The following is a 14,682-nucleotide window of genomic DNA, read 5'->3' on the forward strand; positions in this document are numbered from 1 at the left end:
GGCGCTACGGATCAGCGCAGTTCAGTGCGCATGGCCACAAGCATGGCCACCGCTGGCCTCGGGCTGATGATCGCGCCCGCTGTCGCGCGTGAAGCCGGCCGCTTCCAGCTTTTGCAGATAGGCTTCCCACATCGCGGCCTGGTCACGGCCGAGCTGGTAGAGGTAATCCCAGGTGAAGATGCCGCTGGCATGGCCGTCCGAGAACAGCGGTTTGACGCCGTAGTTGCCGACCGGTTCGATGCCGTGGATCTCGACATCGCGCTTGCCGGTCTGCAGCACTTCCTGACCCGGCCCGTGGCCGCGCACTTCGGCCGAAGGCGAATAGACGCGCATCAGTTCGAAGGGCAGGGAAAACATCACGCCATCATCGAACTCGACTTCGACCACGCGCGAGCGCTTGCGCACCTTGAAGGACACCGGAACCGGAGAAGACGGGGCGCTCATGGGCTCTCCCTTGAAATTCGTAAGAAGAAATGCAAACCCGGCCGGAGCTGTCCAGGCCGGGCTTGCGCAGTAGCTTGCAGATCAGGCCGTCAGACCTGCTGCATCGAGCTGCTGGCGCACCGCTTCGCGCAATTGCGGCAGCAGCGCGCGACGCGCGTCGAGGCTGGCAGCATCGGCCGCACGGCGTGGCTCGGCCCAGACCGGGCTGGGGAAATGACGATCATCGGTAAAGCGCGGAATCACGTGCCAGTGCACGTGCGGCGTCATGTTGCCCAGCGTGGCCAGGTTGACCTTCTCGGGCTGCATCACTTCGCGCTGTGCGGCCTCGACCGCCCACACCGCATTGGCCATGCGGGTGCACTGCGCCGGGGCGAGGTCGGTCATTTCCTTGACGTGCTCGTTGCAGATCACACGGCAGAAGCCCGGGTAATCCGGCTCATCGACCAGCACCACCCGGAACTCGGGATGGCGCCACAGCACTTCGCCGCCGTCACCGGCACACAATTCGCAGGCAGGAATCTGGCTCATCGTCAGCGCCTCCGCTTACACCAGGATGCGTTCGATGCCGCCATTGTTGGCGCGCTCGACGTATTCAGGCATCCAGTTCTCGCCCAGCAGGTGGCGCGCCATTTCCACGACGATATAGTCGGCAGTGGTGCCGGCATCCTCGTTGTAGCGCGACAGGCCCTGGAAGCAGGACGGGCAGGAGGTCAAAATCTTGACGTCGCCGGTGAAGCCATCGGCGCGCACCTTGTCGCTGCCCTTCTTCATTTCCTCTTCCTTGCGGAAGCGGACCTGGGTCGAGACATCCGGACGCGAGACACCGAAGGTGCCCGACTCGCCGCAGCAGCGATCGTTCTTCTCGATCTTCTGCGCGTCCACCGTGGTGATGAGCGAGTTGACGGTCTTCAGCGGATCCTGCTGTTTCATCGGGCTGTGGCAGGGATCGTGGTACATGTAGCGGGTACCGGTCACGCCTTCGAGCTTGACGCCCTTCTCCAGCAGATATTCGTGGATGTCGATGATGCGGCAGCCGGGGAAGATCTTCTCGAATTCATAGCCCTGCAGCTGGTCGTAGCAGGTGCCGCAGGAGACCACGACGGTCTTGATGTCGAGGTAGTTCAGCGTATTGGCCATGCGATGGAACAGCACGCGGTTGTCGGTGATGATCTTCTCGCCCTTTTCGAAGTCGCCGGTCCCGCGTTGCGGATAACCGCAGCACAGGTAGCCCGGCGGCAGCACCGTTTGCACGCCGACATTCCACAGCATCGCTTGCGTGGCCAGGCCGACCTGCGAGAACAGGCGCTCCGAACCGCAGCCCGGGAAATAGAACACCGCTTCCGTATCGGCCGTGGTGGTCTTGGGATTGCGGATGATGGGGACGATCTTGTCGTCCTCGATATCCAGCAGCGCACGCGCCGTCTTCTTGGGCAGGTTGCCCGGCATCTTCTTGTTGATGAAGTGGATGACCTGCTCCTTGACCGGCGGCTTGCCGACGGTGGCGGGCGGTTTCTGGGTCTGCTTCTTGGCAAACTTCTTCATCAGGTCGTTGCCCAGGCGCTGCGCCTTGAAGCCCCACTGCGTCATCACCTTGCGGGTGGCGTTGATGGTGGCCGGGTCGGTGGCGTTCAAGAAGAACATGGCCGCATTGGTGCCGGCATTGAAGGACTTCTTGCCCATCTTGCGCAAGAGGTTGCGCATGTTCATCGAGACATCGCCGAAGTCGATATCGACCGGGCAAGGCGTGACGCACTTGTGGCACACCGTGCAGTGGTCGGCCACGTCCTCGAATTCTTCCCAATGCTTGATGGAGACACCACGGCGGGTCTGCTCTTCATAAAGGAAGGCTTCCACCAGCAGCGAAGTCGCCAGGATCTTGTTGCGCGGCGAGTACAGCAGGTTGGCGCGCGGCACGTGGGTCGAACAGACCGGCTTGCACTTGCCGCAGCGCAGGCAGTCCTTGACGCTGCTGGCAATCGCGCCAATGTCGCTCTGCTGCATGATCAGCGACTCGTGGCCCATCAGGCCGAACGACGGCGTATAGGCGTTGGACAGGTCGGCTTCCATGCCGGGCAGGTTCAGCAGCTTGCCCTTGTTGAAGCGGCCTTCGGGGTCCACGCGCTTCTTGTATTCGCGGAATTCGCCGATCTCGTCTTCGGTCAGGAATTCCAGCTTGGTGATGCCGATGCCGTGCTCGCCCGAGATCACGCCATTGAGCGAGCGGGCCAGCTTCATGATGCGCGCCACGGCGACGTGGGCATCCTGCAGCATTTCGTAGTGGTCGGAATTGACCGGGATGTTGGTGTGCACGTTGCCATCCCCCGCGTGCATGTGCAGCGCCACGAAGACGCGGCCGCGCAGCACGCGCTTGTGGATGGCCTGGCATTCTTCCAGGATCAGCTTGAAGGCCGCGCCCGAGAAGATCTGGCGCAATTGCGCGCGCACTTCCTGCTTCCAGGAGATGCGCACGGTGCGGTCCTGCACCACATGGAAGACGGCGGCGTCGGGCTGGTCGATCAGGCGCTGCTCGAACACCGGCAGCATCTTTTCCAGGCCCAGCGCGGCCAGTTCGCCCTTGGCGTCGCCCAGCGGCTTGTCCAGGTTGGCCAGCAGGTAGGACCAGCGTGCGTGGGTCTGTTCCAGCAGGCTTTCGGCCTGGTGGACGCGGTCTTCCAGCATTTCGGCGGCGGGGATGTCGTCACCCTCGGCGTCATCGCTCTTGCCCAGCGGCAGGTTGCCCTTGACGAAGAAGCTGTCCAGTTCGGCCAGCAGTTGCAGCTTGTTCTTGATCGACAGTTCGATGTTGATGCGCTCGATGCCGTCGGTGTATTCGCCCATGCAGTTCAGCGGAATCACCACGTCTTCGTTGATCTTGAAGGCGTTGGTGTGCTTGGCGATGGCGGCGGTACGCGAGCGGTCCAGCCAGAATTTCTTGCGCGCTTCCGGGCTCACGGCGATGAAGCCTTCACCCACTCGATTGTTGGCCATGCGGATCACTTCCGAGGCGGCAGCAGCCACGGCGTTTTCGTCGTCACCGACGATGTCGCCGATCAGCACCATCTTGGGCAGCACGCCGCGCTTGGACTTGGTGGCATAGCCGACCGCGCGCAGGTAGCGCTCGTCCAGGTGTTCCAGGCCGGCCAGGATGGCGCCGCCCTTTTTGGTTTCGGCGTCCAGGTAATCCTTGATCTCGACGATCGAGGGAATCGCATCGCGCGCCTGGCCGAAGAATTCCAGGCAGACCGTGCGGGTCTGCTTGGGCATCTTGTGCAGGATCCAGCGGGCCGAGGTGATCAGGCCATCGCAGCCTTCCTTCTGCACGCCCGGCAGGCCCGAGAGGAACTTGTCGGTGACGTCCTTGCCCAGGCCTTCCTTGCGGAATTTCTTGCCGGAGATTTCCAGGATCTCGGTCTTGAAGACTTCGGTCTTCTGGCCCTTCTCGCCGGGATGCGACCACTCCAGCTTGAAGCGCGCCACTTCCACGTCGTGGATCTTGCCCAGGTTGTGGTCCAGGCGGGTCACTTCCAGCCAGTCGCCTTGCGGATCGACCATGCGCCAGCTGGCCAGGTTGTCCAGGGCGGTGCCCCACAGCACGGCCTTCTTGCCGCCGGCGTTCATGGCGACGTTGCCGCCGATGCACGAGGCTTCAGCAGACGTCGGGTCCACGGCGAAGACGAAACCGGCTTTTTCAGCCGCATCCGAGACGCGCTTGGTGACCACGCCCGCGCCCGAATAGATCGTGGCGTAGGGCTTGTCCACGCCGGGCAGCATGGTCATTTCGACCGCGCCCAGCTGTTCCAGCTTTTCGGTATTGATGACAGCCGACAGGGGCGTGAGCGGAATGGCGCCGCCGGTATAACCGGTGCCGCCGCCGCGCGGGATGATGGTCAGGCCCAGTTCGATACAGGCCTTGACCAGGCCGGCCATCTCGTCTTCGCTGTCCGGGGTCAGCACCACGAAGGGGTACTCGACGCGCCAGTCGGTGGCGTCGGTCACGTGCGAGACGCGCGAGAGGCCGTCGAACTTGATGTTGTCGCGGGCGGTATAGCGGCCCAGCACCTTGGTGGCGCGGCGGCGCAAATCGTAGGTCTGGCGGAATTCTTCGGCGAAGTCGCCAATGGCCTTCTTGGCCGCCTTGAGCAAGGCTTCCACGCTGGCGCTGCGGCGCTGGGCCTCGGCGTCGCCGGATTCGGCCAGGTCGGTGGCCAGGCGGCGCTTGTCGACTTCGTTGATGCGATGGTTCAGCGCCTCGATCAGGGCGGCGCGGCGCTTGGGGTTGTCCAGCAGGTCGTCCTGCAGGTAGGGATTGCGGCGGACCACCCAGATGTCGCCCAATACTTCATACAGCATGCGCGCCGAGCGACCGGTCTGGCGCTTGCCGCGCAGCTCGTCCAGCAGGGACCAGGAGGCTTCGCCCAACAACCGGATCACGATCTCGCGATCGGAGAAGGAAGTGTAGTTGTACGGAATTTCGCGCAAGCGCGGGGGCGTGGCGCCATGCGGCGCGTCTGTAAGCAAAGCCTGGATCTGTGCGGGGGCGTTCATCGATGTATGAGGTAAATCTGCTGCCGGAGGTGCATTTTAGCCTATTGGCAAAACTCGCGATGCCCGGCCCCGGGTTTCGGCCAGGTCTGCAAAGCCTCGGGCGGCGATAGGCTCCCCCAATTGAATTTATAAATACAATCAATTTCTATAATTTGATTGTAAAAATCTATAATTCATCTCATCCACACAGCCATCAGGGACATGCCCTGACCCCATCCCCTCAAGGAGGACCCCATGTTGCAGACCCTGATGACCGAATTCCTGGAAAACCTGGCCCTCACCCTGGCCGACTATGCCCAATGCAAGGCCTGACCCGGGCCTGGACGACTTAGCAAGGAGATCACCATGCACACTGCCATTTTCAACGAAGATACCGGCCTGGCCATGAAGCTCAAGACCCGCCACCTGGCCGTGCTGGGCGTGACGGCGACCTTCCTGGCCATTCGCCTGATCGAGAGCCTGGTCCCGACTTTGGCAGGATGATTCACCTGCCTGTCTGAAAACCGGCCGGGGCGCCCTTGCGGCGCCTTTTCCTTCATCTTTCTCGAAAATCTACGCCAACCAGGCCCCCAGCTTGTGCCAGAACCCGTCCGGCACGTTCAGCAGCAGCCAGGTCATGAGCACATAGCGGATGAACTTGCCGATGGCCATATAGAACACCGAAGGCCAGAATGGCAGGCGCAGCCAGCCGGCCAGGGTGCAGATGGGGTCGCCGATGCCGGGCAGCCAGGCCAGCAGCATGGTCTTGGCGCCGAAGCGTTCCAGCCAGTGGAACCAGCGCGAGGCGCGCTCCTTGGCGAAAGCCTGCTTGGCCCCATACCCCATCCAGTAATCGACGATGCCGCCCAGGGTGTTGCCGAAGGTTGCCACCAGAATCACCGGCCAGAACATCTCCGGACTGGCCTTGATGACGGCAAAGACCGCCGGTTCCGAACCCAGTGGCAGCAAGGTGGCCGAAATGAAGCTGATCAGGAATACCGAGGTCAGGCCCACAGTGGGAATGGCGAGGATGTTGAGCAGCCAGAGAACGGCGGATTCGATCATGCAGATGGCAGGTAGGTGGAGAACTGGCCGCAGCCAGGGAGGAAACTTGCCATCCGTCAAGCCCGGTTGAATGGCGCAGGGTGCATTCTAGCTGGTGCCGCAGTGCTTGATTTCAAGAATGGGAGAAACATTCATATCTCTCCTCGAATCTCCCCTTGACCTTGCACGCTTGGCCTTGCCTGGCCCGGCTCCCTTATAATGCCCAGTTCCCCTGGCCCGGACCGGCGACCAGCCAGCCTGGCCCACGGGGAACCCCAAGCGGCTTACCCAGCCTTTATTTCCTTTACCTGATTGCGATATGACCGCGCCTGAACCCGCTGCTGCTCGCCTGACTTCACTTCACTGATGACCAACATGAGTAACGATTATCTGAAAAAGATCCTGACCGCCCGCGTCTACGACGTCGCCCAAGAAACCCCGCTGGAACTGGCGAATACGCTGTCGCAAAGGATTGATAATCGAATTTACTTCAAGCGTGAAGACATGCAGAGCGTGTTCAGCTTCAAGCTGCGCGGCGCCTACAACAAGATGGCCCACCTGAGTCCGCCGCAACTGAAGCGCGGCGTCATCTGCGCCTCGGCCGGCAACCACGCCCAGGGTGTGGCCCTTTCCGCAGCGCGCCTGGGTTGCCGGGCGGTGATCGTCATGCCCACCACCACCCCGCAGGTGAAGATCGATGCCGTCAAGGCGCGCGGCGGCGAAGTGGTGCTCTTCGGTGATTCCTTCACGGATGCCTACGAACACGCGCTGACGCTGGAAAAGAAACAGAAACTGACCTTCGTGCACCCCTTCGACGATCCCTACGTGATCGCCGGTCAGGGCACGGTGGGCATGGAAATCCTGCGCCAGCACCCGGAACCGATCCACGCCATCTTCGTGGCCATCGGCGGGGGCGGTCTGATCGCGGGCGTGGCCTCCTACGTCAAGGCGGTGCGCCCGGACATCAAGATCATCGGCGTGCAGACCACCGACTCCGACGCCATGGCCCGCAGCCTCAAGGCCGGCCGCCGGGTGGCGCTGCCGGACGTGGGCCTGTTCTCGGACGGCACGGCCGTCAAGCTGGTGGGTGAAGAAACCTTCCGCATCGCCAGGGAGCTGGTGGACGAGATCATCATCGTCGACACCGATGCCGTCTGCACCGCCATCAAGGACATCTTCCAGGATACCCGCAGCATCGTCGAACCCGCCGGTGCACTGGCCGTGGCCGGTGCCAAGGCGTACGTGGAGCGCGCAAAGGCCAGCAAGAAGCCGATCAAGGGCGAATCCTTGATCACCATCGCCTGCGGCGCCAACATGAACTTCGACCGCCTGCGCTTCGTGGCCGAAATGGCCGACAACGGCGAGGCCCGTGAAGCCGTCTTCGCCGTCACCATTCCGGAAGAACGCGGCAGCTTCCGCCGCTTCTGCGAAACCGTGGGACCGCGCAACGTCACCGAGTTCAACTACCGCATCAGCGATGCCAGGGCAGCGCACGTCTTCGTCGGTATCCAGGTCTCGGCAGCGGACGAGGCCGGCAAGATCGCGCGCAATTTCGAGAAGGCCGGTTTTGGCGTGCTCGATCTGACCCATGATGAGCTGGCCAAGGTCCACATCCGTCACCTGGTGGGCGGCAAGAGTGAACTGGCGGGCGACGAGTTGCTTTATCGCTTCGAATTCCCGGAGCGTCCGGGCGCGCTGATGAAGTTCCTCTCCAGCATGAACCCGGGCTGGAACATCAGCCTGTTCCACTACCGCAACCAGGGCGGCGATGTCGGCCGCATCCTGATCGGCCTGCAAGTGCCGAAGAAGGAAATGAAGGAATTCCGCGCCTTCCTGGCCCAGTTGGGCTATCGCCACTGGGACGAAACCAAGAACCCGCTGTACAAGCTCTTCCTCGGCTGATCAACGCCGACGCCGCGCGCCCTGTCAACGGCGCGCGGCGGCAACATCACAGAACGTCACCCGCAGCACCGCAGGAGTATTCACATGGACCATACCACCCCGTCCGCATCCATCGTCGGCCATACGCCGGAAAGCTCGCCCCTGGGCAAGAGCTCGGCATATCCGACCCATTACGATCCCAGCCTGCTGTTTCCGATTGCGCGCGCGCCCAAGCGCGCCGAATTGCAGATCAGCGGTACCCTGCCCTTCTTCGGTGCCGACTTCTGGACCGCCTATGAGATCTCCTGGCTGAACCTGCGCGGCAAACCCCAGATTGCCATCGCCACTTTCATGGTGCCGGCCGATTCGCCCAACATCATCGAATCGAAGTCCTTCAAGCTCTATCTGAATTCATTCAATCAGGAACGTCTGGAAAGCGCCCAGCAGCTGGTTGAAAAGCTGCGCACCGATCTCTCGGCCGCCGCGGGTGCCAGCGTGCAGGTGACGCTGACGGAATCGTCGCAGTTCGGCCAGTTGCAGTTCGGCGAACTCTCGGGCCTGCTGCTGGACCGCCTCGATGTGGAAATCGAACCGACCACTACGGGCGCCCATCCCGATGGCAGCCTGCTGCGCGCCAATACGGAGGAAGCCACGGTGGAAGAGACCCTGGTGTCGCACCTGCTCAAGTCCAACTGTCCGGTGACCAGCCAGCCCGACTGGGGCAGCGTGCAGATCCAGTACGTGGGCGCGCCCATCGACCAGGAGCGGCTGCTGAAATACATCATCGGCTTCCGCGAGCACAATGAATTCCACGAGCAATGCGTGGAACGCATCTTCACCGACATCCTGCGCCACTGCAAACCGCAGAAGCTGGCCGTCTATGCCCGCTATACCCGGCGCGGCGGACTGGACATCAACCCCTGGCGCAGCAATTTCTCCAGCGCCAAGCCGCCTTCGCAATTGCGCAACGCGCGCCAGTAAGGCCCCTGCTCGCAGCGGCCCGCACGCCGCACAGCGTCAGCAAATTGTTACCAGATCCTACCCGAGGCCAGATCGTCGTCTTTCGGCGATAGCGATGGCTCTTGTGATTTGGTAACATTTTGCTTTTCAGCAAGACGCATTTTGCGGGATATTTTTGCCATCCTGTCTGTCCATCCTTTGCGGATGAGCTGGTGAGCGACTCGCCTTTCCGGTCGCCCAGACTCGTCTTCATCCGTTCCTGCGTCATTTCCCGGTCGCCGCGTTTTTTGCATTTCCGTTCATCACAATCATGAAAATCACCCCCCAGCCCCGGCGCCAGGCCGCTTCCTTCACTTTTGGCGCGAAGCTGCGTCAAGCGACGCTCCTGTGTGCCGCCACCCTGGCCGTGGCGCCTGCCGCCCACGCCGAAGGCAACAAGGACAGCCTCTGGCAACAAACCAAGGACCACGCCGCCAACATCTGGGACCAGGGCGATGGCGCCATCTACCTGTCCGGCGTGGCCCATCATGGCCGCAGCACCTATACCCGCGAGAAGCTCAATGAGCTCAACGAGCACGCCTGGGGCCTGGGCTATGGCAAGACCCTGCGCAACGAGCAGGGCAATGATGAATCCCTGTACGGCTTCGTCCTCAAGGATTCGCACCGTCATCCGCAATACATGGCCGGCTACGCCTATGAATGGGTGTTTCCGATCGCCAAGACCGGGCTGGAACTGGGCCTGGGCGGTACCGCCATGCTGATGAGCCGCCAGGATTACTTCCACAGCGTGCCCTTCCCGGTGCCGCTGCCGCTGGCTTCCATCGGCACCCGCAAGGGCAAGATCATGTTCGCCTACGTGCCGCGCCTGTCGGCCAACAAGAACAACGGCGACGTGCTGCTGATCTTCGGCCGCATCGAAATGTAAAGTCAGCATGTGCCACCTGCGCGCCGGACCGCCTCATCGCAGCCCCGGCGCGCACTTCGTCACCAAGCATCACGGCATCCTGTCCATTGAGGCAGGTGTTGCCAACAATCATCGACCTTCAGTCAACAACTCGCGGCAATTCACGGTTCTCTGCCCGAAATCCCCTCCTGTTCAGCGCTTTCAAAGCCTTACGCCATCGGCAAAGAAGCCTATAATCCTGCTCAAAGCTTCAGTCCGTAGCAATTCCTTGAGCGTCATGACTAATCTCGCAAAAATCCTGTCTCCAGAAAACGTGGTTCTGGATCTGGAAGTCTCCAGCAAAAAAAGAGCTTTCGAACAAGCCGGCCTGACCTTCGAAAACAACAGCGGCATCGCCCGCTCCACCGTTTCCGAAAACCTGTTCGCACGAGAGCGTCTCGGTTCGACCGGACTGGGTCATGGCGTGGCCGTGCCGCACGGTCGCATCAAGGGCCTGAAGGCACCGCTGGCGTTGTTCATGCGCCTGGCCGCGCCGATTCCCTTCGAGTCGCCCGATGGCCAACCGGTCAAGCTGCTGGTGTTCCTGCTCATTCCTGACAATGTGACGCAGCAACATCTGGAAATCCTCTCGGAAATCGCCGAGATGTTTTCCGATGATGCCTTCCGCAACGAACTGACCATCGAGTCCGATCCCGCCGTGGTGCATGCCCGCATCGTGACCTGGCAGACTTCGATGGAAAAAGCCGGCTGAGGTCGACGCAGCCCCGCTGCATCCCCCCGGCGGCCTTGCCGCATCCCACCCTGTCTGCAGATCCGGATCTCCATGCCCAACTATTCCGCGTTGTCGATTCAGCAGTTGTACGAAGAAAACCGAGAGTCCCTGCAACTGGGCTGGTTTGCCGGCTTCCCCGGCGGCGAACGGCTGATCTCGGGCGATGCCGTCTCGGCCTCGGACCAGGTCGGCCACCTGAACCTGATCCACCCGGGTCGCCTGCAAGTCTTCGGCCATCAGGAAATCGAGTACTACAACCGTCTGTCCAACACCTCGCGCGCCTACCAGACGGCCGAGCTGGTGGCCGGCGAACCGCCTGCCTTCATCATCGCGCAGGGCCTGTCGACCCCGCCCGATATCCTGGCGGTATGCGACGAAAAGAGCATCCCGCTGTTTTCCACGCCGCTGCCCGCGGCACAGGTGATCGACTACCTGCGCGTGTATCTGTCCAAGAAACTGGCGCAGCAGATCACCATGCACGGCGTGTTCATGGATGTGCTCGGTGTGGGCGTGCTCATCACCGGGGAATCCGGACTGGGCAAGAGCGAACTGGGGCTGGAACTGATTTCACGCAGCCATGGCCTGGTGGCCGATGATGCGGTGGAGTTCGCCCGCATCGCCCCCAACATGATCGAGGGTCGTTGTCCACCGTTGCTGGCCAATCTGCTGGAAGTGCGCGGTCTGGGCCTCCTGGACATCAAGGCCATCTTTGGCGAGACCGCCGTGCGTCGCAAGATGCGCCTGAAGTTGATCGTGCACCTGGTCCGCCGCAGCACGCTGGAAGAAAACTACGAACGCCTGCCGCTGGATGCGCAATACGAAGAAGTGCTGGGCCTGCCCATCCGCAAGGTGGTCATTCCGGTTGCGGCCGGCCGCAACATCGCGGTGCTGCTGGAAGCTGCCGTGCGCAATACCATCCTGCAACTGCGCGGCATCGATACCTTGAAGGAATTCATCGAACGCCAGCGCCGCGCCATGAACGGCGAATAAGCCGCCCCCCGGAAATGCCCGCCCGACGGGATTTTCCCGCCAACCGAGAAAAATTGTCCGGCGCGTTTGTCATCTTCCTGTCGCCACGCATGCACGGACGATGCGTTATGATGGGCGCCATGCGAATCGTTCTTATCACCGGCATTTCCGGCTCCGGCAAATCGGTAGCACTGCACGTGCTGGAAGACGCCGGCTATTTCTGTGTCGACAACCTGCCGCCCTCGCTGCTGTGCGACCTGGTGCGCACCCGCATCCGGGAAGGCGCCAGCATGCTGGCCGTGGCCACCGATGCGCGCAGTGCCGATTCCCTGGCCACCCTGCGCACTGACATCGAGCAGTTGCGCGCCGATGGTCACGATGTCAAGGTGGTCTTCCTGACCGCCTCCGACGAAACCCTCATCACCCGCTTCTCCGAGACCCGCCGCAGCCATCCGCTGTCGCATCGCCTGCTGCCGGGCCGCAATCCGGCCGATCGCCTGACTCTGACCGAGTGCATCGCGGTGGAAAAGGAAATGCTGGGCGACCTGCAAAACATCGGCCTGGTGATGGATACCTCGCAGCTCAGTTCCAACAAGCTGCGCCGCTGGATCAAGGAACTGGTGGATCTGGAACGCTCGCCGCTGACGCTGTTGATCGAATCCTTCGCCTTCAAGCACGGCCTGCCGCTGGATGCCGACCTGGTCTTCGACGTGCGCATGCTGCCCAACCCGCACTACGACGCCGAGCTGCGCCCGCTGACCGGGCGCGATGCACCGGTGATCGACTTCCTGGCCGCCGACCCGGAGGTGGCCGACATGTTCAACGACATCCGCGGCTTCGTCGAAAAGTGGCTGCCCTCCTTCAAGAATGACAACCGCAGCTATCTCACGGTCGCCATCGGCTGTACCGGTGGCCAGCATCGCTCGGTCTATCTGGCCGAACAACTGGCCAGTCACTTCCGCGCCACTGAACAGGTGGTGTGCAGGCATCGGCAACTGAACTGACAGGCGCGCGCTGCTGAACTGTCAGCAGCTCGACACTGAAGTGTCAGGTAGCGGGAGCACGACTGTCAGGTGAACTGTTCAGGTAGTGGCCAGGAGATCATCCGACCGCAAGACCCCCAGCAAGAGTTTCTTGACCGGCGCCGGCAAGGGCGCACCGGCCAGCTTGCGCGCCGGGTACCACACCAGGCCGCGCTCGGCGATGCCATGGCTACGGTGCTTCAGAGCCACCTGGAAGGGTGCGACATGCAGCTTGAAGTGCGTGAAGACGTGCGAGAACGGTTGCAGCTTGCGGCAGCCGTCCAGTTCACCGTAGGGCGCCACCAGCGTGCGCACGGCGGTGTCGAAGTGTTCGGCATTGCCCACGCCGATTTCCGGCAGGGACAGCAGTCCGCCCCAGATACCGCTGTCGGGGCGCTGCTCCAGCAACACGTCTTCTCCCTGGGTGATGACCAGCATCACCGTTTCCTTTTCCGGCACGGCCTTCTTCGGTTTGCTCACCGGCAGTTCGCTCACGCGGTCCTCGGCCAGCGCCACGCAGCGTGTGGCCAGCGGGCAGCGCGGGCAGGCCGGCTTGCCGCGCACGCACAGGGTCGCGCCCAGGTCCATCAGACCCTGGGTGTAGGACTCGATATGCTCATCGGGCAGCAGTGCCACGGCACGCAGCCAGAGCTGGTCTTCGATGGGCTTGGCACCGGGATAGCCATCGATGCCGAACACCCGCGCAAAGACGCGCTTGACGTTGCCATCGAGGATGGCCGCGCGCCGACCATAGGAAAAGGCAGCGATGGCCGCCGCCGTCGAGCGACCGATGCCGGGCAGGTCGGCCAGCAGGTCGGGATCGTCGGGAAAGCGTCCACCGTATTCGGCCACCACGCGCTGCGCACACTTGTGCAAGTTGCGCGCGCGGGTGTAGTAGCCCAGGCCGCTCCAGAGCGCCATCACGTCTTCGGACGGTGCGGCAGCCAGTGTGAAGACATCCGGGCAGCGTTCCAGGAACCGCTGGTAATAGGCAATGACGGCAGCCACCTGGGTCTGCTGCAACATGATCTCGGAGAGCCACACGCGATAGGCATCGCGCGTGTTCTGCCAGGGCAGCTTGTGACGGCCATGCTGCTTCTGCCAGGCGATGACTGCCGCCGAAAAGGAGGGGTCTTCATATTCTGCGGCGGCGGATTGGCCGGCAGCCGCCTGCTTGCGGCGCGGTTGGACGAGTCCCTTCATTTCTGGCAACTCACGCAATAAAAGGTGGAGCGCTGGCCCTGCTTGATCTGGCGGATCGGCGCAGCGCAGATGCGGCAGGGTTCGCCGGTACGGTTGTAGACGAAATAATTCTGCTGGAAGTAACCCGACTGCCCGTTGACCGCGATGAAGTCGCGCAGCGTGCTGCCGCCCTGCTCGATGGCCGCCGCCAGCGTCTCGCGGATGGCCTCGGCCAAGCGTTCGTAGCGCACCAGGCTGATCTTGCCGGCAGGCGTCTTGGGATGGATGCGCGCCTTGAAGAGACTTTCGGAGGCGTAGATATTGCCCACGCCGACCACGATGTCGCCGGCCAGCAGCACCTGCTTGATGGGGGCGCTGCGTGCGCGCGTCTGATTGAACAGTGCGCGGGCGCTGAACTGCTCTTCCAGCGGCTCCACACCCAGGCCGCGCAGCAGCAGGTGCTCCTCGATGTCGCCCTCGGCCAGGTCGTGCCAGAGGATGGCGCCGAAGCGGCGCGGATCGGTCATGCGCATGACCTGGCCGCCGACTTCGAGATCGAAGTGGTCATGCTTTTGCGGTGCGATGCCCGGCGGCAGGATGCGCAGATGGCCGGACATGCCCAGATGCACGATGAGCGTGCCATGGTCGAAATGGATCAGCAGATACTTGCCGCGCCGGCCGGTACTGCGGATCACGCGCCCGGCCAGGAGGGCATGCAGTCCCGCAGGGAAGGGCCAGCGCAGGCCGGTATGGCGCAGCACGACGCCGCTGACGGTCCGCCCCTCCAGATGGGGGGCGACCCCGCGGCGGGTGACTTCGACTTCTGGTAATTCAGGCATGGGCTTGCGGATCGCGGTGATCCCGAGGACGAGCAGGAAGCTGCATATGATAATGCACTTGTCGAAATCAAGACCTGAAGCCTCCTGTGCAATCTGCGTGCAAGCTGTGTGCAGAAGCTTGTCAAAGATGGATTACACTGC

General features: G+C 62.5%; 13 protein-coding genes. 7 read left to right on the forward strand and 6 right to left on the reverse strand.

Annotated features, from left to right (window positions below):
- Nucleotides 1-21: 21 nt before the first annotated feature.
- The 3 genes from GWL_RS15855 to GWL_RS15865 all read right to left on the reverse strand — a co-directional run bounded on the left by GWL_RS15855 (nt 22) and on the right by GWL_RS15865 (nt 4,989).
- A complete protein-coding gene (locus GWL_RS15855) occupies nt 22-444 on the reverse strand; it encodes a gamma-butyrobetaine hydroxylase-like domain-containing protein (RefSeq protein ID WP_008332017.1) in 423 nt (140 codons plus the stop codon).
- Between the two features lie 81 nt (nt 445-525).
- Nucleotides 526-972 (reverse strand): HIT family protein, encoded by a 447-nt coding sequence (locus tag GWL_RS15860; protein ID WP_008332019.1) that lies wholly within the window; start codon nt 970-972, stop codon nt 526-528.
- Between the two features lie 15 nt (nt 973-987).
- Complete coding sequence (locus tag GWL_RS15865) at nt 988-4,989, reverse strand: FAD/FMN-binding oxidoreductase (RefSeq protein WP_008332021.1); 4,002 nt, start codon at nt 4,987-4,989, stop codon at nt 988-990.
- 345 nt (nt 4,990-5,334) lie between these two features.
- Here GWL_RS15865 and GWL_RS23695 point away from each other — a divergent pair, with 345 nt between their 5' ends.
- The gene (locus GWL_RS23695) at nt 5,335-5,472 is read left to right on the forward strand and encodes a hypothetical protein (RefSeq protein WP_008332023.1); all 138 of its coding nucleotides are present in this window, start codon (nt 5,335-5,337) and stop codon (nt 5,470-5,472) included.
- A 69-nt stretch (nt 5,473-5,541) separates the two neighbouring features.
- Here GWL_RS23695 and GWL_RS15870 read toward each other — a convergent pair whose 3' ends face one another.
- On the reverse strand, nt 5,542-6,033 hold the full coding sequence (locus tag GWL_RS15870) for a YqaA family protein (RefSeq protein ID WP_008332025.1): 492 nt from the start codon (nt 6,031-6,033) through the stop codon (nt 5,542-5,544).
- A 345-nt stretch (nt 6,034-6,378) separates the two neighbouring features.
- Between GWL_RS15870 and ilvA the strand changes: the two genes are divergently transcribed.
- From ilvA to rapZ, 6 genes are all read left to right on the forward strand, one after another.
- Nucleotides 6,379-7,914 (forward strand): threonine ammonia-lyase, biosynthetic, encoded by a 1,536-nt coding sequence (ilvA, locus tag GWL_RS15875; protein ID WP_008332027.1) that lies wholly within the window; start codon nt 6,379-6,381, stop codon nt 7,912-7,914.
- 84 nt (nt 7,915-7,998) lie between these two features.
- Entirely contained in the window at nt 7,999-8,874 is an 876-nt protein-coding gene (gene queF / locus GWL_RS15880) for an NADPH-dependent 7-cyano-7-deazaguanine reductase QueF (RefSeq protein WP_008332029.1), read from the forward strand.
- A 289-nt stretch (nt 8,875-9,163) separates the two neighbouring features.
- Complete coding sequence (locus tag GWL_RS15885; protein ID WP_008332031.1) at nt 9,164-9,778, forward strand: hypothetical protein; 615 nt, start codon at nt 9,164-9,166, stop codon at nt 9,776-9,778.
- A 256-nt stretch (nt 9,779-10,034) separates the two neighbouring features.
- Nucleotides 10,035-10,508 carry a PTS sugar transporter subunit IIA gene (locus GWL_RS15890; RefSeq protein ID WP_008332033.1) on the forward strand — a complete coding sequence of 158 codons (474 nt, stop codon included), beginning with the start codon at nt 10,035-10,037 and terminating at the stop codon, nt 10,506-10,508.
- Nucleotides 10,509-10,580: 72 nt separating this feature from the next.
- On the forward strand, nt 10,581-11,519 hold the full coding sequence (gene hprK, locus GWL_RS15895; protein WP_008332035.1) for an HPr(Ser) kinase/phosphatase: 939 nt from the start codon (nt 10,581-10,583) through the stop codon (nt 11,517-11,519).
- A 119-nt stretch (nt 11,520-11,638) separates the two neighbouring features.
- On the forward strand, nt 11,639-12,502 hold the full coding sequence (gene rapZ, locus GWL_RS15900) for an RNase adapter RapZ (protein ID WP_034351259.1): 864 nt from the start codon (nt 11,639-11,641) through the stop codon (nt 12,500-12,502).
- 78 nt (nt 12,503-12,580) lie between these two features.
- Here the strand turns inward: rapZ and mutY are convergent, their stop codons facing one another.
- Nucleotides 12,581-13,723 (reverse strand): A/G-specific adenine glycosylase, encoded by a 1,143-nt coding sequence (gene mutY / locus GWL_RS15905; RefSeq protein ID WP_008332037.1) that lies wholly within the window; start codon nt 13,721-13,723, stop codon nt 12,581-12,583.
- Nucleotides 13,720-14,541, reverse strand: a complete 822-nt coding sequence (mutM, locus tag GWL_RS15910; RefSeq protein WP_034350996.1) for a bifunctional DNA-formamidopyrimidine glycosylase/DNA-(apurinic or apyrimidinic site) lyase — start codon at nt 14,539-14,541, stop codon at nt 13,720-13,722. Before mutM ends, mutY begins: the two co-directional genes overlap by 4 nt.
- Between the last annotated feature and the right edge of the window lie 141 nt (nt 14,542-14,682).

The sequence above is a fragment of the Herbaspirillum sp. GW103 genome, assembly GCF_000261365.1.
Lineage (GTDB): Bacteria > Pseudomonadota > Gammaproteobacteria > Burkholderiales > Burkholderiaceae_D > Herbaspirillum.